Raw genomic sequence first — 23648 nt, 5'->3', positions numbered from 1 at the left:
CTATACCCTCCTATCTATAGAAACTCCAAAACCAGAATTAAAGAAATCTCTACATGTAGTTAGTGATACTTCTTCCTCTTTTTTAGACACCTTCACATCTACTATAAACCCCATATTTTCAATGCTAGATACTAATTTATTTTTTGCCATATCTACTATTTTAACATAGCCATCCTCACATTTTAAATCTATATCTATTTTTTTATCTAAAACTTTCATATATCCATCTACTGTACCTAAATTTTTTGTATCTATAGTTATTACCATCTTTAAATTTTTACTATCTATTTTCTTTCCATCTTCTCTTTTATCTTTAACAATAATTTTACAAGGATACTCTCTTTCTTTTATATTAATTGGAATATCCGCATAATAATATTCAGAACTTACTTTATTAAATAGCTTAATTTCATTTATATTATTTTTTAAAACATCTACTATCTTTTCAGATGTAATACCTTCACTTTTTATACTAACTAATAAATCCTTCAGTATTTCTTTACTTGCTTCCCCAGTTTTATTGATAGAATTTTTTATAATTTCTTTTGTAGGCAAATCTTCAATAGTACTTTTTAAATTTGTCATTTCCTTAATATTTTCACTTATACTTTCCTTCATAATATCTATTTTATCTGATTGTAAGATATCCTTTAATGGACTTTCTTTATCAATAACTTCTTGATACTTCAAATTTATTCCGTCTTTTAACTTACCAAACTCATCTTCAGTTAAGTTTATTCCTTTTCCCATAAGCTTTGACAGTAATACTTCTAGTTCTCCTTTAGTAAACTTTAATGTTTCTGTTATACCTAAAGATTCATTATTAACCTTATTTACATACTGTCCTAAATCGTTATCTATAGGTAACTCCCCTATTTCTTTAAATTCTGAAATAACAGCCTTTAGACTTTTTATAAATTCCTCAGGCTTTAGCTTGTTTATCCTATTGAAAGTTCTATCAAACTCACTACTAGTAAATTCAGTTCTTCTATTTAATAATATATCCTTTAACCCAACATTAATATAATCTTCTGTTTGCCCTGATATAGACTTTAAAATAGAAAGTAAACTAACTTTTGAATTTCCTTCATTTTTTTGATATGCTCCACTTCCAATTCTATTTCCTAAATTTCCATCCTGAATATTGTTTTCTTCCTTAATAATCTTATTTATATTTCCTTCTACTTCTTTTGAATTAATATTATTTTTTAGCTGCTCAACTACATTATCTCCACCTTCTGAAATTGATGTTTTTAACTGTGGTATAGCAGTTGAAAGATCATTAATTAGTTTTATAATACTATTTTCAGTTTTAAACATTGTATTAAAACCTTTAATATTTTCTTTATTTAATTCAATATTATTTTCAAAAAATAATAATAAATCTTCCTTTGATAAAGTCTTAAATTCAACAAAGAAGTCCTTTAAAATATTGTTTATCTTATTTCCTTCTAAAGTGCTTTCCCCTATTCCTTTACTTAATAGATATTTAGAAATAAATTCTTTAACTTCATTTGGATTTTCATTAATCTTATTTAAAAACTGAATTAACCCTTTAATTTCTCTTATATTTTCTTTAGTAAGAGGGATATTAAATTTAACCATATCTTTCAGCAAATTAATATCTTCTTTACTTAAACCTTCTTTAAGAATAATTTCATTAAAATCCCCTTGATTTAATTCATCACCCTTAACTTTTTCACCTATTATCTTTAACTTTAACTTTCCATTTTCAAATCCTTCAACTTGAAATCTTGTAAGACCTTTTCCTAAAGAGTCTAAGTCTCCATCTACTTCAGCTTGAAATTCCCACCCATCTATTAAACGGATAGTAGCTTCATTACTACCTTCTTTTTTAATTACCTTTCCTGAAAACTTTTCACCAGTATCAAAAGTTAGCTTACTAGATATTCTTTTATTATTTACATTATAGGTATTCCCTATATTAAATATTCCTGGCATTTTCTCACCTCTTAGTGTCTTCTATATTAATTATAATATCGGCTACCCTATAACCTTTCTGAATAGAACTCATCTTGGAAATAAGTTGGAAATATCATCGTTATCTTTAGAAATTTCTTCAGAGTATTATTAAATTATAGAAATACAGGAGGTATAAAAATGAAAAAAGGAATTATAAAAAATCTATTATTATTATTTATTATATTATCTTCTTTAACTCTTTTATCTTGTAGTAATACTTCTAAAAAAATTACAGTCAGTGAAGATACTAAAGAAGAAATTTCTCTTGAAGAAAAAGAAATAATAAAATCTATAAGCGCTGGAGAAAAACTTCTAGATGAAAATAAATTTGATGAAGCTAAAGAAGCCTTTAACAGAGCTATTAATTTTGATAAATCAAATAAAGATACCTATATAAGAATAAAAGATAAGTATCTTTCAATGAATAAAGCGGATGATGCCTACTCCATTATTAAAACAGCAATATCTAATAATGTTGATATTGATAATATGAAAATAATACTAAAAGAAATATCATCTAAATTTGAAGTAATCAAAATATCAAATTCTGTTTATCAAAATGACAATTATGCTTTACCTAAACAAGTAATTATAAATGTATCAGATAATTCAATGACTATCCCTATAACTTGGGATAATGAAAAAGTTGATACTTCTAATCTAGGTACCCTCACCTATGAAGGCTATAACGATGAATATGGCAGAAAAATAGTAGCTGAATTAACAGTATTAGAAAATGTATATGATAAACAAATTGGATGGCTGAAAAACTTATATGAAAAAAATGGTGAAATCTATATTGATATAGACTTAGTTGAATTCTATTTAGGTAGAGAAGAAGCCCTTAGAGAAGCTATTAAAGATGGTAAAGCTGGTATAGATGAAAATGGAGAGTATTTTTTACCTGATCCAGTATGGATAAGAAATAATTCTGATTCTATATTCACTTACCAAGTATCTTCAGATTCCTCATATTCATTATGTGGATATAATACTACACCTAATGATCCTTACGATAGAGGTTTAGTTTCTAAAGTTTCTTACGATGAGTTTCTTAATGTATTCAACAAAACTAAAACTAATGAATCACGTATTCTTCTAGTTTGGATAGATATAAAAAATGGTTCAATTTCTAAAATTACCGAACAGTTTTTACCTTAAAAGAAAGGAGATTTAATTAATGAAAAAAATACTGAAATTACAACTTCTATTTATAATTATTATCTTAGCAACTACTCTATTTGCATGTACTGGTACTATAACAAAAGATGTCATTTTATCTACAAACACAACTGATGATATTTTAGTAGAAGAAAATGAAGCTAATGAACTTATTAATAATGGAACTAAACTTCTTTCAGATGAAATGTATGATGAGGCAATGGCTTACTATAATAAAGCTATTGAATTGGATAAATCTAATAAAGACTTATATTTAGAAATTAAAGATATTTATATAGAAGCTAATAGATTAGACGATGCTTACTTTATAACTAAAATTGCTATTGCTAATAATATAGATACTGAAAATATGAAAAAAATAGCTGAAGATATATCTTCTAAACTTGAAATAATAAAAATTACTGATAAAGTTGAGCAAGATTCAGAGTATTATTTTCCTAAAACTGTTAATACAATAATAAATGGAAAATCAATATCCTTACCTATAAAATGGGATTATTTAAAAGCTGATACAACTGTACCTGGAACTTTTGAGTATTATGGACTTAATGAAGAATACGGAAGAAAAGTCCAAGTTACTTTAACTGTTTCAGAGGTTATTTATGATAAACAAATTGGATGTATAAAAGATATATATACTATTGATGGAAAAACTTATATAGATGTAGATTTGGTTGAATTTTATCGTGGTGAAAATGCCTTAAAAGAGGCCCTAAAAGATAATGAAAAAATTGATTACACGGAAAATGGTACTCCTTATGTTCCAGATGGTTACTATATTCGAAATAATTATGCTAAAATAACTACCTATGAAATATTAAGTAATTGTAGCTTTCAATTATTGCATCATGATTTCACAGATTTAGGCTATAATACTCCTGCCCCAATTAATTCTTCTATAACAGAAACAGCTTCATTTAATGATTTTAAAAATTATATTGATTTAAGAAATCCTATGGATATAAGAGATTTGAATATAGATTCAAGTAAACCAATAACTCAAAGAGAGACATTATTCTGGATTGAGTTAAAAAACAATAAAGCTTACTCAATTTATAGACAATATACTCCTTAAGTCATTTGTAACAATAAAGGATTAATAATTCTTTATTGTTACTTTTAACTTTGTAATATATACCATATAATTAATAATATACCAACAAAGGAGCTGATCATATGTCTAATGAAATATTAATTGTTGAAGATGATAAATCTATAAATGACATATTATTTCATACTTTAAAATCTGAAGGATATATATCCTATAGTGCGTTCACTTTAAAGGAAGCTAAGGACTACTTAAATATAAATTTACCTGATTTAATTCTTCTTGATTTAAATTTACCAGATGGAAATGGATTTGATTTATGTAAAGAAATTAACACTAACTATTCTATTCCTATTATAATTCTAACAGCTAAAAATGATGTTGTAGATAAAATATTAGGCCTAGAACTTGGTGCTGATGATTATATAACCAAGCCCTTTCATATTAAAGAAGTATTAAGTAGAATAAAAGCTGTTTTTAGAAGAATTGAAAAATCCGCTTCTAATACAAATAATCAATTTATCAATATTAATCAAAATATTAAAATAAATTTTAAAAATAGAACTGTATTAAAAAATGAAAAACCTATTTCACTTAAGCCTAAAGAATATGATCTTCTAGAATTTTTTGTTCAAAATAGAAATAAGGTTTTTTCAAGAGAACAATTAATAGATAATGTTTGGGAATTTTCTTATGATGGTGATGTAAGGACTGTAGATATTCATATAAGAAGACTTAGAAGTAAATTGGACAATCCTAATGAACCATCTATAATTGAAACAGTATTTTCTGTTGGTTATGTTATGAGGTAAAATATGAAATTAAAATACAAATTCACCTTAATAATTACTATTACCTTAATTTTTTTAGGATTATCCTTAAATATCTCAGTTAGAAAAATATTAAAAGATAACATGGAAAATTCTATTACCAACTCTTTAAAAGAGGTTATGAAAAGTACAAGAGAGTCTATAAAATATACTTTATCTGTAAGAGATTATGTTCTAAAGGACAAAGCCTTAGCTCAAGAAGCTAATTATTTAATTGAATATATATCTTTAAACTATGAAAGTTCTTTAGAAATTTGTGATGTTAATGGGGAATTGCTTTCCAGTAATATAGATACTAGTCCTGTAGAATTCAAAAATAATTTACCTGAAGTTAAAGATGGAAAAACTATTGTAAATATAAAATATACTAATAATAACCTTACTGGTGTACTTTCTTATCCTCTTATAATAAATAAATCTTATATAGGGATAATTAACTTAACTAAAGACTATACGCCTCTCCTTATTGACTATAAAAAAGCAACGACTACCTTAACTTTAATTGAAATACTACTTATAATCTTTATTTTTATAATTTCTTATAGACTTATAAAAAAAATTACAGATCCAGTTGAAATACTTACTTCTGCATCTAAAAAATTAGGAGAAGGTAACTATGATATAAACATAAATACAAATGGAAATGATGAAATTTCTATACTTTCAAAGGAATTTATTAATATGAAATCTAAAATTCAAGAGCAAATCTTGGATATAGAAAGAGAAAAAGAAAAGGTTGAAAAACTAGCTATAAGTAGAAAAATATTTTTCGATACAGTTACACACGAACTTAAAACACCTTTAACTTCAATTATTGGTTATTCAGAAATGATTTTAGAGAATGTTGTAGATGATGAAAGCTTTAAATTACATGCTATTAATAGAATACATTCTGAAAGCGAAAGATTAAATAAACTTGTTCTAGAAATAATAAAAATTTCTAAGGGTCTATCTTCCATAAATGATACCTACGAAAATATAGATATTTCTGAACTAATAGAGCAAATAATTTCTGACTTAAATATTAAAGCTACAAAATATACATTAACAATAAACTCTAATATAAAGAGTAAAACTATTAACATTAAGCCTAATAAAATAAAAGAAGTATTAATTAATGTAATAGATAATGCCATAAAATACTCTATTAAAGATTCTACAATATACGTAAACTCATATATAGTAGATAACTTATATAATATAGAAATTATTAATTTTACTGAAGCTCCTATTCCAGATGAGGTTTATCAGCATATATTTGAACCCTTTATAAAATCTATGCTATCAACAGATGAATATAGTACAGGCTTAGGTTTATATTTATGTAATGAGATTATTAAGGATCATGGTGGTTCAATCTCATTAGAAAATGGTAAAAAAATAAAAGTGATTATTTCTCTTCCTATATCTACCTAAACTAATTTCAATTTGCTAAGCTATAATAAATTAGGAGCTGCCTTAAGCAGCTCCTTAATATTATTCTACAACTATCTTATTGTAGTTTTTCTTTCCTCTTTTTAATAAAGCACATCCATCTTCTAAATCAGCTTCTTCTAAAGTTCTATTAACTTCAGTAACTTTTTCACCATTTAAAGATAATCCACCTTGTTGAATTAATCTTCTTCCTTCTGCTTTAGATGGAACTATTTTATTTTCAGCCATTATATCTAATATAGTATTTCCTAACTTTTCTTTAGATATAGTTACTGTAGGAACATTACTCATATCAACTCCACCTGAGAATAACGCTTCCGCTGCTGATTTAGCCTTTAAAGCTTCCTCTTCGCCATGTACAAGCTTTGTAACCTCAAAAGCAAGCCTCTTCTTAGCTTCATTTATAGCAGCTCCTTCTACAGCACAAATAGCTCTAACTTCCTCCATAGGAACAAAAGTTAATAAAGATAGGCATTTTTCAACATCAGCATCATCAACATTTCTCCAATATTGATAAAAATCAAATGGTGATGTTTTTTCTGGATTAAGCCATAAAGCTCCCCCAACTGTTTTTCCCATCTTTTGACCTTGACTATTAGTTAAAAGTGAACAAGTCATAGCCATTGCTTGGCCTTGAGCCTTTCTTCTTACAAGTTCAACTCCTGCAATCATATTTGACCATTGGTCATCTCCACCTAATTGCATTTTACAACCATATTTTTGATTTAATACATAGAAATCATATCCTTGCATTAACATATAGTTAAATTCTAAGAAAGAAAGTCCTTTTTCTAATCTTTGCTTAAAACACTCTGCTGTTAACATTCTATTAACTGAGAAATGAACTCCTACTTCTCTTAAAAAATCTACATAATTTAAATTTAGTAACCAATCTGCATTGTTTACTAATATTGCCTTATTATCAGAAAAGTCTATAAACCTTTCCATTTGCTTCTTAATTGAGTTTACATTATGTTCAATTTGCTCTTTAGTAAGCATTGTTCTCATATCTGTCTTTCCGGATGGATCTCCTACCATTGCAGTTCCACCACCAAGAAGAGCTATTGGTCTATGCCCTGCCTTTTGCATATGAGCCATAAACATTAACGCAATAAAGTGTCCTACATGTAAACTATCAGCTGTTGGATCAAATCCTATATAAAAAGTTATTTTTTCCTTTTCTAAAAGCTCTCTAGTTTCATCTTCATGAGTAAATTGCTTTATGTATCCACGATCTAATAACTCGTCTAAAACATTCGCCATTCTACGTATCCTCCTCTTATCTTTACTTATTATAGTATATCTTTTTATTAAAATAATATCAATTACTAAAGAATAAAAAAAGTGTGCTATATAAGTTTGCTTATAACCTAGTCTTCACTTCAAGTCATCCCAGCTTAATACAGAACACTTAAAACTAAAGGAAAGAAAGTATAAAAAGTTAGTAATTATGATAAACTTTTTACACTTTCTTTTAATAGCCTTTTTATTATAATTTTGTGCTTATTTTCTCATTTATTAATTTCTCATACTAATCAATTTTTATCAATGGGAATCCCCATATTTTTATACAATACTCTATTTTCACATTATATTTTCAATTATTTTAAGCAACATACTCTCTAATAAAGTCTGGTAGTTCTTCCATACATTCACAATTTAAATTTATAAATATATTTAAGTTATATCTTTTCGAGAATTCCTTTAATTTTTTGAACAAATTATTTGATTCTAATATATTTCTATTTATTATATTTGATAAAGCATCCACATAAACGTTTTCAATATCATAGTTTTGAGATATAATCCCACAAATTAATCCATAAAAACTATCGCAATCTACTACACCTAAATCATTGGTGTCTATAAACCTTATCTTTCCCTTTAATTGCATCATACGCCTTGCATCATCATCGATATAAACTGAATCACCCTTTGACATTAACGAACGGTCATTTGCAAGCTCTATTAACTTTTTAGACTTGCCTGCACCTCTTTTTGAACAAAAAACTTGAATCATTGGAATCCACTCCTTTAATAGATTTTATATCTTATTTTATATATATTCTTTACTACTGAAATTATTTACAATAAAATCAATAATAAAGCAAAAAGATAGAGAAACTTTTGCCTCCCTATCTTTATTACCTAAAAAAATGTGAACTCATCACTTTATTTTTTCCCACATGTTTAGCTTTATAAAGATATTTGTCTGCACAATTTATTACAGCCTCTAGAGTTTCACCATCATAGGGATAAAAACCTAAGCCAAAACTTGCTGTTATATTTTTCTTTATTTTTCCTTGTGAAATATAATTATTATACAGTGCTTTTCTAATAGAGTCTATTCTTTCATATACCCCATTAGGATCCTTTGTACAATCTATATATAAGATTATTTCCTCTCCACCATATCTAGCAATTATATCTTTAGGTCCTAACATGCTTTTTATTAAATTTGCTGTCTCAATTAAAACTTTATCTCCAAACTGATGTCCTAAAGTATCATTAACTTTCTTAAAATCATCAAAATCAATCATTGCTATTGCATATTCTTTTATATTCTCATTAGCTACTCTTTCATTAACAAGTTCATAAAAGGTTTTTCTATTATAAATACCAATTAATGCATCGCATTTAGCCGCTTTTTCTATTTTTTTATATAAAATCGAATTTTCTAAAGCTATTGCAATTTGACTAGCTATAGAGTTCAAAAAAATTTCGTGAAATTCACTTAAAAAGTTGTAATGAGTATGATCAACTACAATATAGCCAATAAACTTTTCTGCAACTTTAATTGGAACACCAATTCTTGAATGAATGTATATTCCATTCTCCTCATCTTTAGTAATTGATTCCTTAGAATTTAAAATAAAAGTTTTATGATCCTTTATGTATTTAACACATTCCTCATTAAGAACTATACTTTCCTTTGTTCCATTAGTAGCCCTTATAACAAATTCGCCATCTTCTTGTAAGTAAATAGTAGATTGAGTAACTCCTATAATTCCTATTATCATATCGTTAATCATTTGTATTATATTTTTACTACTTAAATTAGAATTAATATAATTGCTAATTAATATCACATTAGAAAGCATATCTAGATTCTTCTCATATTGTACATTACTGGAGCTTAGCTCCTGAATTTTACCTTCAGTGATTTTCTGATAGCTTTCGTATTCTGACTTAATTTGCTTATACTTAACTTTATAATCGTCCATACTCCCTCCCTATTTTCTTATGTATAGTATGAATCGAATTCAGAGAATCTATATAACTTAATATTACTTTATTTTCCTTTTAATATCAATAGGTTTTTGACTTTATTTGTTTTTCATCAAAATAATATCAAATTATTTACAAGCTATCTTTTACTATTCCAGTTCCCTCCATGATAATGTCTACATTTACTTCTAATTCTGTTTTGCTTATAGGATTTTCAATACTAACTTTTGGATAATTAACATCTAATAATCTTTCTATTTGAAAGACATCTATTCCTTCTTCTTTATATTTTTCAAAGGAACTTTTTAAATAACTTTCAACTTCTTTTTCCTTTGCAATTTTTATATAATCTAATAATTCTTTATTAACTATAGCCTCTCCTTGAATTTCTGCTATAGCTACTCTTATTTTTAAATCTTTAATTAATTTAATTTCATTATTATCATATTTTAAACTACTATTAGTAGTATTGCCCAAAATTTCTAAAGTTATAAACCCATTTTCATCTTGTGGATTAGAAATTTCCAAAGTTCCTTTATTTACTTTATCCATTAATAAATTGTAACTCATCGCTTCTCTAGAATCTATCCTATTTACTAAAATCCCATCCTTTATAACAGAGCCTCCACCTATCTCTACTTTTTTATCTAAGGCATCTTCTCTAATTTCAATACTACCAACTATATATGTACTACTAGGTTCTATTGAATTACTTAAATAATCATTAATGTTTGCCCTCATAGCTCTTGGATTCCTTTTATTTTTATGTACTAATTCTTCAAGATATAAACCTAAATATTCTTCATCACTAGAAGTTACTTTTAAAAGATCATCTACCTCTCCGTAATATACAAATATATCTGGCTTTATTTGAAATTCTTGATTATTATTAATTAAATCTATATATCTTTTTATTCCTTCTTTTGCTGCTCTTTCTGTAAATATGTAAGCTCTGTTTTGAGAATAGTTAAGCTCATAGCTTGAGGCTAAATTAACATCTCTCAAAGCTTCTAACGCCGTTTTCCCTAATCCCTTATATATTATTCTTTTTCCCTTATCTGAGCTTTCATTAGTGCTTCTATAAGGCTTAACGCAATCTACATATACTACCGCTCTTCCAAAGTCATCAGTATCAAAAATAATACTTGTAGAAAAGCTAACTTTATTTATGTCTCTATAATTAAAACATCCTACTAATAATAAAGGAAGAATTCCTATTGATAAAACCTTTAAAAAACCTTTAAACTTCATTTTCATCTCCCCTTTTTAATGAAATCCTTAGATATTCTTTTTAATGATCCTCTTAATACTACATCTTTAAATCTATACTCACTTATACTTCCAACAGGAAATAGGAATTGATATCCTACAGAATCTAACTCTGCTATTTGTATTAGTAGCAATAAGGCTCCTGATAAAAATCCTGGAATTCCAAATGCAGCTGAAAAACAAACCAATATTAATGCCCAAAAGGATACTGCCCCATAAAGTTTAGGTATTAAGAAATAAGATAAAGTGCTTAAAGCCACAACTATTATAGTTATTCTAGAAGCTATACCTGCACCTACTGCAGCATCTCCTAGAATCAATGCTGAAACAATGCTCATTGCTCCGCCTATTGGTTGTGGTAATCTAAGACCAGCTTCTTTAATAAACTGAAAAGCTAACATCATTATCAAAACCTCAAAAAAAGTAGGAAATGGTACTCCAGCTCTTGATACTGCAAGTCTAAACATAAATAAAGATGGTATCATGGAAAAATGATATGTTATTATTGCAACATATAATCCTGGTACTAAAGTAGCAATAAAAAAAGCTATCCATCTTAAAATTCTATTAAAATTTGTATAGTATTTATTAAGATAATAATCATCTGGCATTTGAAAGTTCTCTAGAAAGAAATATGGAACTGTAATAACGAATGGTGTTCCATCTACTATTACTCCAATTCTACCTTCTAATAACTTTGCACAAACTTCATCTGGCTTTTCTGTATATCCTACCGTATCAAAAAAACTATTTTGAGTCTTAAGAGCATCTTCTATATAGTTAGTATCTAAAATAAACCTTAAATCCAAACTTTTTACTTTATTCTTTATTTTATCTATTAACTCACTTGGAGCTATTTTATCAATATAACATATAGCCACAGAAGTTTGAGATTTCTCTCCAACTACTACAGCTTCAAATTTTAAATCTGGATTTTTAATTCTTCTTCTTATTAAAGCTACATTATTAACTATTAATTCATTAAAGCCTTCTCTTGGTCCTTTTAGTACAGACTCTGTTTCTGGTGTTCCAATACCTCTAACAGGAAACCCCTTTGTTTCTACAAATATTATTTCATCATAATCATCGAAGACAACTGCAGGATCTCCAGATAATATATGCATTATTGCATCATCTACATCTTTAGCAATATCTGTTGCGCCTATATCTAATACATTTTCTATTACTTCCTTTACTGAATCAATACTGCCTTTTTTAGGATTAATTTTTCCAAAACCTCTTAAAGGTAGTAATACGTATTCACTTATCATATTTACATTACATAAATCATCAATGAATACTACAGTTGCATTGCCTATTACAGTTTTAACAGGTCTATATTTTACGTCAAAGGAGTTTTTTAATTTCTCCTTTATATATTCTAAATTATTCATATACATCACCTGATTGTATTATTTGTTTGAAAACTGTTTAATATTCATTTTTTTGCTAATACTAAGAAAAGAATATTTATTATAGAAAGGATTTTAATATGAATAAAATATCTAGTAAGCATTTTATGTTATTTATACTTGGTGTATCTATAATTTCTCTAAAAACTTATTTATCTGTCTTTATATCTATAGGGGGAAGAGATACTTGGCTATCTTCCTTACTAGCTGGAGGTATTTTTATTTGTTTTTTATTATATATAATTAAAATTTGTAAAGTAACCAATACCTTTAATATAAATGAAATTTTCTTTAATGCCTTACCCAAAGTATTTGCTTTTATTTTATTGGGAATATTTATTTTAGCTTTATTTGTAAATGCTATTGAAGCAGCTGCTGTAGATGCTAATGTTATTCATACAACCTTATTTATTGATACACCAGTTTGGTATGCTTTAATCTTCTTTATAGCTCCATCCTTATTTATATTTAGTAAAAAACTTCGTACTATATTAATTTTTGTATTAGTAAGTGTCTTCACTTTAATAATAAATGGAATATTATTCTTTATCCTAACCCAAAGTTATAAAGATATAAATAATCTACTTCCTGTTTTGGGGAATGGAATAAAATCAAACTTTTTTATTACAGGTATATTAATTCTAGGTGGCTTTTCTACGTTTATGATAGCTATGCCATTTTTAAAGTTTATAGATAAACATGAACATTTAAGTAAGCATAGTTTTTACTCTTCAGTAATTACTGTAGCCTTTGTAGTTGTTTCCTTTGTAGGTGTTATTACTGCTTTTGGTCCATTAAGGGCTGCTAATATATTTTATCCTGAATTTGTATTAAGCCAAAGAATTGAAGTAGCTGGATTTTTAGAGTTTGGTGAGTTATTCTTTATAATTCAAACAGTAGTTGGCTTCTTTATAAAATACGTTTTATGTACTTATAGCATATTAATAATATTCGAAAAATACTTAAAGAATAAAGCTATTTTTATTGGTATTTACACCTTTATTACATTTGTAATCTCTAACTTTTTAAGTATGAGTAACTATTATTTATATGATATACTTAAATATATACAAATCATAAATTTAATTGCATTTTTAATCATTCCTTTTGTTGTCTATAGTGTTTACTACATTAGAATAAAAAATAAAAATTTACACTTAACTAAAAAATAATAAGTTTTATTCTTCTTAAAACAAATGTTATAATTTTCATATTTTTTTATTGCAATAATTCTATTTTATGTTATAATTAATATGAATATTTAAATGATTAGGAAAAATTAGATACATCTCTCCCCTTAAAGTTCATAATTTGCCTTAAGGAAGAAATTATCAGTTTGTCCCTATGAATTTTAAGGAGGATTTTTAAATGGAAGATAAGAAAATAACTTGTAAAGATTGCGGAAAGGAATTTGTTTTCACAGTTGGAGAACAAGAATTCTACAAAGAAAAAGGATTTGACAATGATCCTGTAAGATGTCCTGAATGCAGAAAAGCTAGAAAAGCTCAAAACAACAGAAGATAGTTTCTGTTTTTAAAGACTAACTACTTAAGTAGTTAGTCTTTTCTTTTTATGAATTTTTTTATAAAATCTGGACAAAATACTTTGGAGTTAATTATAAGGAGGATAATATATAAAATGAAATCAATGAAAATACCTTTTACACTATTAATTTTGATATCAATAATATTTTTAATATTTAAATTTTCATTTTGGTCCATAAACCTAATAATAATTTCATCAATTTTATTTTTGCTAATAGATATTTTTAAATTTAAGGAAAAAACTCCCTAGGGAGTTTTTAAAATTTATTTTACTTTTTTTATCAACAAATTTCCATCGTATATATTTTTTATTTCACCTTCTCTATACATCCATTCCTGACATAAATCAAAATCTTCTTTTCTATAATCTCCATTGATTTCAAAAGTAAAATTTTCAAACCCTACTGCTACATCTTTTGGAAATCCACAATACTCAATAAAATAATTAGCTTTCTCTTTAGCAGATGAATTATTAAAAATTTCTGCTGCTTCATTTAATGCTTCATGAAAATTTCTAACAGCTTCTACATTATTATTATAAAAATCTTCATCAAAACACCACATAACTAAATTTTTATCACTGTTTTTTGAATCCCAAATAATTTTCCCTCCATTATTAACTACCTTAGATACAAAAGGTTCTATAGCAACTAATGCATCTATTTCTCCATTATTTAGTGCTTGGATTCTCTCATAAGTATTATTAATCCAAACTATTTTAGGATTCCTTATAGAATTCTTTAAATCATTTTCTAAGAATAATCTAAATAATCCCTTTCTATTAACTCCAACTCTTAGTTCATTTAAATCCTCAGGTAAATTTTTACCTCCCACTAAATTTATAGTTCTTGTCAAATTAGAAGTTATAACTGCTCTTTTACCTTTTTCAAGCATATAAAAAAAGAAAGTTGTGTCTCCCATCATTGCATCTGATCTACCTTCTAGAAATTCAATATTCCCATTGAATAAAAAGTCTTCATCTAAATATAAATTCATATCTATATTATATTTTTTAAATATTCCTTTTTTATCTGCAATTATTGAAGTTAAACTAAGTGGATTTTTCTTTATTAAATTTAAATTTATTTTTACCATATATCCTCCTTCTGTATAATTGATAATGCATTATTCATTATCAATTATCCATTATAAAAATGTTGGCATTTTTATACATATTATGAATTCTAGAGACATTATAAAGTGAAAACTATATATAAGAAGTAGCGGTCTCGGTCCCCACTCTCTTCCCATCTCCTTATATACTTCTTTTATTTTATAATAATCCTTATACCATTTCACATATCCATAATAATAAAATATTAATAATCCTGATATAAATATTATTAAGTTTATCTTAGATATTATAAATAGTATTATCCATGCTATTAACATAACTATAGCTTCTGGTATTATTATTTTAATGGAATTTCTAAACCCAATAATATGAGGTAAAGTTACTCTAACACCTTTATCCTTTTCATAGTCTGAAGTATTATTTGTAGACATTAAAAATACAGTCATTATCATAGATATAAGTGCATATAATACTATTTCTATGCTTACTTTACCTTGCTGTATATAGGCAGATACAAAACTACTTATACCACCTGCAAATATTCCAGAAATCAATTCTCCAACAGGATAAATAATATATGGCTTTGGTCCCAATGAATATGTTATTGCAGCTAAAGCACTTATTATTCCTATAAGTAATATGCTTATATTTTTAGTTATTAAAACTATTAAAAGTCCACTTCCTCCACCTAAGGCTAGCATAAATACCAATGCTATTACTGCATCTAAAAACTTTGCATCGCCTCTAACTAAACCTTCACTGCCTAAATGTCCAGTAAAAGTATCTTCATTTTCCTCATTTTTCAAAAATGCCCTTATTTCATTTGCTATATTGGCCACTATATTTAAACTAAAACCAGAAATAAACATTAACACTAATGGTAATAAATTTAGTTCTTTTGTTAAGTAAGCTCCAAATAACCCTCCACTTAATGCTGGTAATCCTGTTGCAAATCCTGTTCTAAGTTCCATTACTGTATAAATACGTCTAAAAAAGTTATTCTTCATTATCTTATACTCCCTGATGTTATTCCCTGATAAATATGCTTCTGTAAAAATATAAAAAATAAAATCATAGGTATCATACTTATTACAATTCCAGCACAAATTACTTGCCATTCTGTAGAAGAGGGTCCTATGAAGCTAAATAAACTAGTTGAGATAGTATTTAAACCTTCTCCTGGCATATATAAAAATGGCACATAAAAATCATTGTATATTGAAATTATTTTAAGCATAATAGCTGTTGCTGTTGCAGGTTTAAGTAAAGGAAATATAACTTTTCTATATATTTGGAAATATCCTGCTCCTTCTAGCATTGCTGCTTTATCTAAATCTCTTGGAACCTTCTCTAAAGCCTGTATGTAAATATAAACCATTAATACATCTGCACCTAAATAAATTATTATTGGTGCAAGCCTAGTATTATATATACCTAGTGAATCAATTATTTTAAAAGTTGCAACCTGGGACATTTCCATAGGTACTATCGACACAAGTAAGTACATGAATAAAATCATTTTTTTAAACTTAAATTGAAATCTACTTATAACAAAGGCTACCATAGAACCTATAATAACACTTCCTATTGCACCAAAAAATATAAGTATAAATGTATTAATGAACCCAATCAGCATTTTTCCATTTACAAATGCTTTTATATAATTTTCAAAATAGGTAAAGCTATTTGGTGGAGTAATTCCACTTGTTCTTGTAAACTCATCATAGGTTTTAAAAGATCCAAAAATAACAGTTATTAAAGGTAAAAATACTACTATTGTCCATCCTATTAAGGCTGTATATTTTAATATTTTTGCTATTATAGACTTAATACTCATCTTCATCATTACTATATACCTTCTTCTGAATAATTGTTGCCAATATAATTACTATGGAAATTATTACTGCCATACTAGCTGCAAGTCCTATTTTCTTTTGCTCAAAGGCAGTTTTAATAGTTTGAAGTAAAAAGGTGCTAGTTCCATTAGATCCATTAGTCATTATCATAGGTATTTCAAAAACAGATATAGCTCCTATAATAAGTAAAATAAAATTTATCTTAATTATTGTATGTATATTAGGTAATATCACATATCTAACCTTTTGCATTACAGAAGCACCTTCTATTTCTGCAGCTTTTATATATTCCCTTGGTATAGATTGAATTGCTCCAAAATACATAATAAAGCTTCGTCCTGTAAATCTCCATAGAGATATACTGGCTAAAGTATAATTTACAATCCTCGGATCTCCCAGCCAATAATGAACAAATTCTCCAAGACCTAAAGTTCCAAGTGCAGCATCAAAGGTTCCACCAGGTTCAAAAAAAACTCTAAACATCATTGATATAGCTACTCCACTTATAAGAGTGGGAAAAACAAAGCTAGCTTTGAAAAAGCTTTTAAATTTAACTTTAAATGATAACATAATAGCAAAAAACATAGCTACTATTATTTGTAGCATTCCAGATAAAAAATAATATAAGCTATTTTTAAATACCTGCAAATAAGCTTTATCTGTTAAAACTCTTATATAATTGTCAAAACCAATAAACTCCTTAGTTTTTGATATACCATTCCAGGATGTAAAACTATATATAACTATTTCAATTATAGGTAAAAATCCAAATAAAAATAATAATAAAATAGGAAAAAAAAGAAAGAGAAAAATAATTTGTCTTTCTTTTTTTATTAAATTTACATTATTCATTTGCCTTTGCTGCTGCTTCCCATTTGGCTTCTAGTGAATTTACATAATCAGTATAACTTTCATTTTGATTTGGATATAAACCTATATTAATAACCTTTTGAAGTACATCTGTTAATCTTCCAACTCCTACTTCATTAGCAATTGCAGAATACTTAGCATCAATTTCTGGAGTTTCTGTAGCTGATGTCATTACTATATTATTCTTTTCAAAAATTTCTTTTTGTTCAGCATTTAAATCTTCCTTGTTTGGAGAAATTCCTCCTAAATCATCTGCATAACCGCTTTGAGCTGAAATAAAGAATTCTAAAAATGCTTTAGCTGTTGCTTTATTTTCACTATTTTTGTTTATTCCAATTACTGATGGTGCTCCAAAAGCAATACTTGTTTGCCCATTAAATTTAACTGGTAATGAAGCAATATTTATCTTATTTCCATTTGTACTAAGTTCTTGAATCATTTTTGCATCTTGAGAACCCTTCATTATCATAGCAACTTCTCCATCTGCTAGCATTTGTAATGACTTAGCAAAGTCCCCTGTTATAGGATCTGGTTCTGTAAGTCCATTTGAAGATAATTCATAAAATAAGTCCATTATTTCACGTATTGGTTGACCTTCTTTAAATGCAGTTCCAGCCTCTAACATTGCTGATCTATATTTTTCTCCACCATAAGAAGTTAATGTTCCACCCCAAGTTCCTAAAGTTTTATTATAATTTGTATAGAAAGGAATAGCATCAGTATTTTCTTTTATTTTCTTACATGCTTCTATAAATTCTTCTGTAGAAGTTGGCATTTCTTCTACTCCAGCCTTCTTTAAAACTTCTTCATTATAAATAATTCCTAAGCTATTTAAAACTGCTGGTAATCCATATACCACATCGTTATAATCTGCTTCTGTAACATCAATATATTTGTCTTTAAGCTCATCAACACTACCTAAAGGCTCAAAATAATTTTCATACTCTTCAGGAGTTCCATTCATTGTAAATGGTACAAATAAAACATCTCCATAATCCTTAGTATTCATTCTAGTCATTATGTACTTATCATAATCAGAAGATGATTCCCATACTATATCTTCAACATTTGGATAAAGCTTTTTAAAATCTTCTTCTATTTTTTCAAATAATTCATCAGCATCAGTTCTGGAAGTAACAACCTTTATAGTACCTCCAATTTCTTCACTTTGCTTTTTATCATTACTTTTACAACCAACCATAAGCATTGGCAACATCATTAAAGTTACGATTATTTTTTTTGCTTTCATTTTTATTTACTCCTTATATTTTGTTTTGTTAATATATCAAAAATATTAGCCTTATCAAATTTAAAACTAATATTAATTTTATCCCCTACTTTTAAGTTATTTACTCCATAATCCTTTAAAGTAAACTTTAATTTATTATTTACAAGATAAAAAATTGTTTCACTTCCAAGATACTCAATTTTTTCTACACTTACTTCAATTGAATTTTCAGCATTATTATCTACCTTAATAGTATCCTCTGATCTTAATCCAATTATATATTTTCCTTTATCTAAATTATTAAATTCTCGGGGTTTATTAAATTTAATTGCTTCAGATAATAAAATATTATTATCATCAATACTTACCTCAAATAAATTTATTTGAGGTCTTCCAATAAAAGTCGCAACAAAAATATTACTCGGGTTATTATATATTTCAAAGGGAGTTCCTATTTGCTGAATTTCTCCATTATTTAATATTACTATTTTATCTGCCATAGACAAGGCCTCAACTTGATCATGGGTAACATATATTGTTGTAGCTTTCAATTCATTATGTAAATTTCTAATTTCATTTGAAGTAGAATTTCTAAGCTTGGCATCTAAGTTAGACAATGGTTCATCCATTAAAAAGCATTTAGGATTTCTAACCATAGCTCTAGCTAATGCTATTCTTTGCCTTTGTCCTCCTGATAAATTTTTAGGCTTAGACTTTAAACAATCTTCAAGCTTTAATATCTTAGCTGCCCACTTTACCTTTTCATCTATATCCTTTTTGTTTTCTTTTCTTATCTTCATTCCAAAAGCAATATTTTCATATGCCGTTAAATGAGGATATAAAGCATAATTTTGAAACACCATAGAAACATTTCTATTTTTAGGTTCTATATTGTTAATTATTTTATTATCTATTTTTATTTCGCCTTCTGTGATATCTTCAAATCCACATATTAAATCCAAAAGAGTTGATTTTCCACTTCCACTAGGTCCTAATATAACTATAAACTCACCGTTTTCAATATTAAAACTTATATCCTTCAAAGCATATTTTTCAGCATTCTTATACTTTTTAGATATGTTATTAAACTCTATATAACTAATTTAAATCACCCCCATATAAATCAATAAATCTAAATAATATAATTCCTACAATAGTATATATCTTTTTACTTTGATAAATCAATAACAATTATATATTTTACTTCGTAAAATAATAAATAATAGATAATGCATAATTAATGAATAAACACCTATTGTGTTTATAAGTTTTTACAACTCAGCTCGCTGAGTTATTTCAATAATTTTTAATTTATTGACACAGTCTCTTGCCATATCTATAATTAATTATATAGTTAAACGTTATGGTTATTATTATGCACAAATGAAAGGAGTGCTTTAATTGGAAAATAATACAGATAAAAAGAAGGTTATTTTTAGTGGTATTCAACCTTCTGGTCAATTAACATTAGGAAATTATCTTGGAGCTATAAAGAATTGGGTAAAGCTACAAGATGAATTTGATTGTTATTTTTGTGTAGTTGATTTACATGCAATTACTGTTAAACAAGAACCAAAGGATTTAAGACAAAGAACTTTAGAAGTTCTTGCAATATATATAGCATCTGGAATTGTTCCTGAAAAAAATACACTATTTATTCAGTCCCATGTTCCAGCACATAGTGAGGCAGCTTGGTTATTAACTTGTAACACTTACATGGGCGAGCTTGGACGAATGACACAATACAAAGATAAATCTCAAAAATATGGGGACTCCATAGGTGCTGGGTTATTTACTTATCCAGTCTTAATGGCAGCTGATATACTTTTATATAATTCAGATTTAGTTCCTGTTGGTCAAGATCAAAAACAACATTTAGAATTAGCTAGAGATATTGCTAATAGATTTAATAACGCATATAGCCCAACCTTTAAAATTCCTGATCCTTATATTCCAAAGGTAGGGGCAAAGGTTATGAGCTTACAAGAGCCTACAAAGAAAATGTCTAAGTCAGATGATAATCCAAATAGTTATATCTTAATAATGGATCCACCTGAAGTAATCAGAAAAAAGGTATCTCGTGCAGTTACTGATAGCCTTGGAGTTATTAACTATACTTATGAACAACCAGGCGTTAAGAATTTGCTAGACATATTAATTGCAATTAATGGATCTACATCTGAAGAACTAGTTGAATACTATAAGGATAAAGGCTATGCTGACTTAAAGAAGGATGTAGCTGATGCTATAATTTCAGAATTGGAGCCAGTTCAAAATAAAGTAAATGAAATTCTTAAGGATAAGAAAACTCTTGAAGAAATTTATAAGCTTGGTGCTGAAAAGGCTAGCTATGTTTCAATGAAGACATTAAGAAAAATGCAAAAGAAAATTGGATTTATTCCAAGGTAAAATTTTAAACTCCTATTAAGTTAGGAGTTCTTTATTTATTATATTATGAAAAATGAGGTTATATTATGAAGTTATATAAAGGAATATTAAATCTTCTAATTTTATTATTTATAGTTCTATACCCAATATTGCCTAGTTATGGTTCTATAAATTCAGATTTAATTTTATATTTATTAGCACTTATCCAAATAATAGGATTTATATTCTTTAAAGATGAAAGGAAAAACTTTAATATAAATTTACGCTTATTAATAAAGGACAAAATATTTTTATCCTTATTCTTGCTAAACATAGTTATGTATTTTTCTACTTTAATAGCTGAAGATAAAAGAATAGCTTTAACAGGCAGTATTAGATTTACTATGTATATATTTATCTATTACTCAATAGCATACAAACTTAAAGTAAAAGATTCAATCAATTTAGTTATGACATCATTTATAGGTATTGCTACTTTATCTGGGATAGTAAGTATTATTCAATTAATAAGTTTAAATTTTTCACATATAAAGCTTAATGAGGAACATAGAATTGCATCATTTTTAGAAAATCCTAATAATCTTGGTGCCTATACTATTTTATCAATTTTTATAGTATTACTATTATTTCTAAGCGAAAAAAATAAGAGAAAAAAATTACTATTATTTTTCTCTCTCATTATATTAAGTGTAAATATTATTTTATCTCAATCAAGAAATGCTTTGATAATGTTATTCTTAGGCGCATTATTAGTTGCAATAATATACGATAAAAGAGTTTTAATATTTTCAATACTTCTTCCTGTAATATTATTTATTATCCCTCAAAGTCGTTATAGAATAATGGATATATTTAATCCTGATCAAAATAGTAGCCGATTTAAAATTTGGAAATCTGCTGTGCTTATGATTAAAGATAATCCTTATTTTGGAGTTGGATATGATAACTTTGCCGTAAAATATCCTAACTACATTTATCATAATCCTGATCTTATGGTTCATGGAAGTTATAAGGCCCTACATCCTCATAATATTTTTTTAAAGTTTCAAAGTGAATTAGGTATTTTAGGATCATTTTTCTTTATATTATTTATTATTATTACTCTATTAACATTATATAAATATATTAACTGTTCTAAGAATAATAATATAAAAACTATACTAATAGGAATAGCAATTTCATTTATTTGTTTTCAATTTATGAACCTTATAGATTGTTATTATTCTTCATTAAAAGTAATATTAACATTATTTATTTTAATATCTATTCCTAGGCTAATAAATAATAATTCATAAATAAAAAAGATATACACTTTCAAAATTATATGCCCCCTGTCAAGTAGGCAGGGAGCAATTCAAAATGTATAACTTTTTTTATTTTTTCCAATCTCTATTTGTTAAATACTGAATAAATGGTTCTCTAAGCTCATCTCTCTTCAATGCAAATTCCACTGTAGCTTGTAAGAAACCAAGTTTATCCCCAACATCATATCTTCTTCCTTCAAAGTTATATGCATACATAGCTTCATTTTCAATTAGAGTTTGTAATGCATCTGTAAGTTGAATTTCTCCACCCTTACCTGGCTTAGTATTTTGTAATATATCAAATATCTGAGGAGTTATTATATATCTGCCCAAAATAGCTACATTACTTGGTGACTCTTCAACAGCTGGTTTTTCAACTAATTTTTTAACTTTATAAACTCTATCTTCAATATGAATTCCATCTACAATTCCATATTTATTCACGTCTTCTTTTGCTACAGTTTGAACTCCTAATATAGTTGTTTTATACTCTTTGTAGCAATCCATTAATTGCTTTAAGCATGGGACTTCTGAATCAACTACGTCATCTCCTAGTAAAACAGCAAAAGGTTCATTACCAACAAAGGCTCTTGCACATGATATTGCATGACCTAATCCCTTTGGTTCTTTTTGTCTTATATAGTGAATATCTACCATATCAGATATTCCTCTTACCATTTCCAGTAAATCTTCCTTGTTACTCTTTTGAAGCTCCATTTCTAATTCAACCGATTTATCAAAATGGTCTTCTATACATTTCTTATTTCTTCCTGTAATTATTAATATTTCTTCTATGCCTGATGCAACGGCTTCTTCAATAATATATTGAATTGTAGGCTTATCAACTATTGGAAGCATTTCCTTTGGCTGTGCTTTAGTTGCAGGTAAAAATCTAGTTCCAAGTCCCGCTGCTGGTATAATAGCTTTTCTTACTTTCATATCTATCCCTCACTCCCATACAAATATCTTTTTACATAATATATCCAATTGTAATTTT

Annotated in this window: 21 protein-coding genes; 8 read left to right on the top strand and 13 right to left on the bottom strand. The window is 26.9% G+C overall.

All coding sequences use genetic code 11. The features are described 5' to 3' along the window. The gene (locus BN6774_RS04990; protein WP_066890707.1) at positions 1 to 1962 is read right to left on the bottom strand and encodes a hypothetical protein; all 1962 of its coding nucleotides are present in this window, start codon (positions 1960 to 1962) and stop codon (positions 1 to 3) included. Between the two features lie 159 nt (positions 1963 to 2121). Between BN6774_RS04990 and BN6774_RS04985 the strand changes: the two genes are divergently transcribed. From BN6774_RS04985 to BN6774_RS04970, 4 genes are all read left to right on the top strand, one after another. Beyond that, positions 2122 to 3144, top strand: a complete 1023-nt coding sequence (locus BN6774_RS04985; protein ID WP_066890704.1) for a tetratricopeptide repeat protein — start codon at positions 2122 to 2124, stop codon at positions 3142 to 3144. A gap of 19 nt (positions 3145 to 3163) precedes the next feature. Next, positions 3164 to 4240 (top strand): tetratricopeptide repeat protein, encoded by a 1077-nt coding sequence (locus tag BN6774_RS04980; RefSeq protein WP_066890701.1) that lies wholly within the window; start codon positions 3164 to 3166, stop codon positions 4238 to 4240. A gap of 101 nt (positions 4241 to 4341) precedes the next feature. Beyond that, on the top strand, positions 4342 to 5025 hold the full coding sequence (locus BN6774_RS04975; RefSeq protein WP_066890698.1) for a response regulator transcription factor: 684 nt from the start codon (positions 4342 to 4344) through the stop codon (positions 5023 to 5025). Positions 5026 to 5028: 3 nt separating this feature from the next. Then, positions 5029 to 6459, top strand: coding sequence for a HAMP domain-containing sensor histidine kinase (locus BN6774_RS04970; protein ID WP_066890695.1), 1431 nt, complete (start codon positions 5029 to 5031; stop codon positions 6457 to 6459). A 60-nt stretch (positions 6460 to 6519) separates the two neighbouring features. Here the strand turns inward: BN6774_RS04970 and tyrS are convergent, their stop codons facing one another. From tyrS to BN6774_RS04945, 5 genes are all read right to left on the bottom strand, one after another. Further along, positions 6520 to 7740, bottom strand: coding sequence for a tyrosine--tRNA ligase (gene tyrS / locus BN6774_RS04965; protein WP_066890692.1), 1221 nt, complete (start codon positions 7738 to 7740; stop codon positions 6520 to 6522). A 343-nt stretch (positions 7741 to 8083) separates the two neighbouring features. Then, a complete protein-coding gene (locus BN6774_RS04960) occupies positions 8084 to 8497 on the bottom strand; it encodes a hypothetical protein (RefSeq protein ID WP_066890689.1) in 414 nt (137 codons plus the stop codon). A 124-nt stretch (positions 8498 to 8621) separates the two neighbouring features. Continuing rightward, positions 8622 to 9701 (bottom strand): sensor domain-containing diguanylate cyclase, encoded by a 1080-nt coding sequence (locus BN6774_RS04955; RefSeq protein WP_066890686.1) that lies wholly within the window; start codon positions 9699 to 9701, stop codon positions 8622 to 8624. A 136-nt stretch (positions 9702 to 9837) separates the two neighbouring features. Further along, complete coding sequence (locus BN6774_RS04950; protein WP_066890683.1) at positions 9838 to 10956, bottom strand: Ger(x)C family spore germination protein; 1119 nt, start codon at positions 10954 to 10956, stop codon at positions 9838 to 9840. A 2-nt stretch (positions 10957 to 10958) separates the two neighbouring features. Then, a complete protein-coding gene (locus BN6774_RS04945; protein WP_066890680.1) occupies positions 10959 to 12368 on the bottom strand; it encodes a spore germination protein in 1410 nt (469 codons plus the stop codon). A gap of 98 nt (positions 12369 to 12466) precedes the next feature. On the opposite strand from BN6774_RS04945, the gene BN6774_RS04940 reads away from it, so the two are divergent. Both BN6774_RS04940 and BN6774_RS04935 read left to right on the top strand, forming a co-directional pair. Beyond that, the gene (locus tag BN6774_RS04940) at positions 12467 to 13558 is read left to right on the top strand and encodes an endospore germination permease (RefSeq protein ID WP_066890676.1); all 1092 of its coding nucleotides are present in this window, start codon (positions 12467 to 12469) and stop codon (positions 13556 to 13558) included. A gap of 196 nt (positions 13559 to 13754) precedes the next feature. Then, positions 13755 to 13910: a zinc-ribbon domain-containing protein gene (locus tag BN6774_RS04935; protein WP_066890674.1), complete on the top strand. Its 156-nt coding sequence runs from the start codon at positions 13755 to 13757 to the stop codon at positions 13908 to 13910. Positions 13911 to 14194: 284 nt separating this feature from the next. Here BN6774_RS04935 and BN6774_RS04930 read toward each other — a convergent pair whose 3' ends face one another. The 6 genes from BN6774_RS04930 to BN6774_RS04905 are packed head-to-tail and all read right to left on the bottom strand — an operon-like array spanning position 14195 to position 20002. Beyond that, on the bottom strand, positions 14195 to 15025 hold the full coding sequence (locus BN6774_RS04930; RefSeq protein WP_066890670.1) for an ABC transporter substrate-binding protein: 831 nt from the start codon (positions 15023 to 15025) through the stop codon (positions 14195 to 14197). A gap of 51 nt (positions 15026 to 15076) precedes the next feature. Beyond that, positions 15077 to 16012 (bottom strand): prenyltransferase, encoded by a 936-nt coding sequence (locus tag BN6774_RS04925; protein ID WP_066890667.1) that lies wholly within the window; start codon positions 16010 to 16012, stop codon positions 15077 to 15079. Beyond that, positions 16012 to 16851 (bottom strand): carbohydrate ABC transporter permease, encoded by an 840-nt coding sequence (locus tag BN6774_RS04920; RefSeq protein ID WP_235829583.1) that lies wholly within the window; start codon positions 16849 to 16851, stop codon positions 16012 to 16014. The genes BN6774_RS04925 and BN6774_RS04920 overlap by 1 nt, the downstream gene beginning before the upstream one ends. Continuing rightward, on the bottom strand, positions 16832 to 17713 hold the full coding sequence (locus BN6774_RS04915) for a carbohydrate ABC transporter permease (protein ID WP_066890664.1): 882 nt from the start codon (positions 17711 to 17713) through the stop codon (positions 16832 to 16834). Before BN6774_RS04915 ends, BN6774_RS04920 begins: the two co-directional genes overlap by 20 nt. Beyond that, the gene (locus tag BN6774_RS04910) at positions 17706 to 18980 is read right to left on the bottom strand and encodes an ABC transporter substrate-binding protein (protein WP_066890661.1); all 1275 of its coding nucleotides are present in this window, start codon (positions 18978 to 18980) and stop codon (positions 17706 to 17708) included. The genes BN6774_RS04915 and BN6774_RS04910 overlap by 8 nt, the downstream gene beginning before the upstream one ends. Positions 18981 to 18982: 2 nt before the next feature. Next, the gene (locus tag BN6774_RS04905) at positions 18983 to 20002 is read right to left on the bottom strand and encodes an ABC transporter ATP-binding protein (protein WP_235829582.1); all 1020 of its coding nucleotides are present in this window, start codon (positions 20000 to 20002) and stop codon (positions 18983 to 18985) included. 358 nt (positions 20003 to 20360) lie between these two features. Here BN6774_RS04905 and trpS point away from each other — a divergent pair, with 358 nt between their 5' ends. Together trpS and BN6774_RS04895 are read left to right on the top strand one after the other, a co-directional pair. Then, positions 20361 to 21368, top strand: coding sequence for a tryptophan--tRNA ligase (gene trpS / locus BN6774_RS04900; RefSeq protein ID WP_066890656.1), 1008 nt, complete (start codon positions 20361 to 20363; stop codon positions 21366 to 21368). A gap of 65 nt (positions 21369 to 21433) precedes the next feature. Next, positions 21434 to 22642, top strand: coding sequence for an O-antigen ligase family protein (locus tag BN6774_RS04895; RefSeq protein WP_066890653.1), 1209 nt, complete (start codon positions 21434 to 21436; stop codon positions 22640 to 22642). A 78-nt stretch (positions 22643 to 22720) separates the two neighbouring features. Here BN6774_RS04895 and galU read toward each other — a convergent pair whose 3' ends face one another. After that, positions 22721 to 23590: a UTP--glucose-1-phosphate uridylyltransferase GalU gene (galU, locus tag BN6774_RS04890; protein ID WP_066890650.1), complete on the bottom strand. Its 870-nt coding sequence runs from the start codon at positions 23588 to 23590 to the stop codon at positions 22721 to 22723. Positions 23591 to 23648: the final 58 nt, after the last annotated feature.

It is taken from the genome of Clostridium nigeriense, from assembly GCF_900086595.1.
Taxonomy (GTDB): domain Bacteria; phylum Bacillota; class Clostridia; order Clostridiales; family Clostridiaceae; genus Clostridium; species Clostridium nigeriense.
The sequence above is the reverse complement of the archived record's forward strand: the minus strand, read 5'-3'. Positions and strand labels throughout refer to the sequence as shown.

What these genes read in the sequence shown, in the direction of transcription:
- BN6774_RS04990 (WP_066890707.1), bottom strand. Translation starts at nt 1,962, where the DNA reads ATGCCAGGAATATTTAATATAGGGAATACCTATAATGTAAATAATAAA.
- BN6774_RS04985 (WP_066890704.1), top strand. Translation starts at nt 2,122, where the DNA reads ATGAAAAAAGGAATTATAAAAAATCTATTATTATTATTTATTATATTA.
- BN6774_RS04980 (WP_066890701.1), top strand. Translation starts at nt 3,164, where the DNA reads ATGAAAAAAATACTGAAATTACAACTTCTATTTATAATTATTATCTTA.
- BN6774_RS04975 (WP_066890698.1), top strand. Translation starts at nt 4,342, where the DNA reads ATGTCTAATGAAATATTAATTGTTGAAGATGATAAATCTATAAATGAC.
- BN6774_RS04970 (WP_066890695.1), top strand. Translation starts at nt 5,029, where the DNA reads ATGAAATTAAAATACAAATTCACCTTAATAATTACTATTACCTTAATT.
- tyrS (WP_066890692.1), bottom strand. Translation starts at nt 7,740, where the DNA reads ATGGCGAATGTTTTAGACGAGTTATTAGATCGTGGATACATAAAGCAA.
- BN6774_RS04960 (WP_066890689.1), bottom strand. Translation starts at nt 8,497, where the DNA reads ATGATTCAAGTTTTTTGTTCAAAAAGAGGTGCAGGCAAGTCTAAAAAG.
- BN6774_RS04955 (WP_066890686.1), bottom strand. Translation starts at nt 9,701, where the DNA reads ATGGACGATTATAAAGTTAAGTATAAGCAAATTAAGTCAGAATACGAA.
- BN6774_RS04950 (WP_066890683.1), bottom strand. Translation starts at nt 10,956, where the DNA reads ATGAAGTTTAAAGGTTTTTTAAAGGTTTTATCAATAGGAATTCTTCCT.
- BN6774_RS04945 (WP_066890680.1), bottom strand. Translation starts at nt 12,368, where the DNA reads ATGAATAATTTAGAATATATAAAGGAGAAATTAAAAAACTCCTTTGAC.
- BN6774_RS04940 (WP_066890676.1), top strand. Translation starts at nt 12,467, where the DNA reads ATGAATAAAATATCTAGTAAGCATTTTATGTTATTTATACTTGGTGTA.
- BN6774_RS04935 (WP_066890674.1), top strand. Translation starts at nt 13,755, where the DNA reads ATGGAAGATAAGAAAATAACTTGTAAAGATTGCGGAAAGGAATTTGTT.
- BN6774_RS04930 (WP_066890670.1), bottom strand. Translation starts at nt 15,025, where the DNA reads ATGGTAAAAATAAATTTAAATTTAATAAAGAAAAATCCACTTAGTTTA.
- BN6774_RS04925 (WP_066890667.1), bottom strand. Translation starts at nt 16,012, where the DNA reads ATGAAGAATAACTTTTTTAGACGTATTTATACAGTAATGGAACTTAGA.
- BN6774_RS04920 (WP_235829583.1), bottom strand. Translation starts at nt 16,851, where the DNA reads ATGATGAAGATGAGTATTAAGTCTATAATAGCAAAAATATTAAAATAT.
- BN6774_RS04915 (WP_066890664.1), bottom strand. Translation starts at nt 17,713, where the DNA reads ATGAATAATGTAAATTTAATAAAAAAAGAAAGACAAATTATTTTTCTC.
- BN6774_RS04910 (WP_066890661.1), bottom strand. Translation starts at nt 18,980, where the DNA reads ATGAAAGCAAAAAAAATAATCGTAACTTTAATGATGTTGCCAATGCTT.
- BN6774_RS04895 (WP_066890653.1), top strand. Translation starts at nt 21,434, where the DNA reads ATGAAGTTATATAAAGGAATATTAAATCTTCTAATTTTATTATTTATA.
- galU (WP_066890650.1), bottom strand. Translation starts at nt 23,590, where the DNA reads ATGAAAGTAAGAAAAGCTATTATACCAGCAGCGGGACTTGGAACTAGA.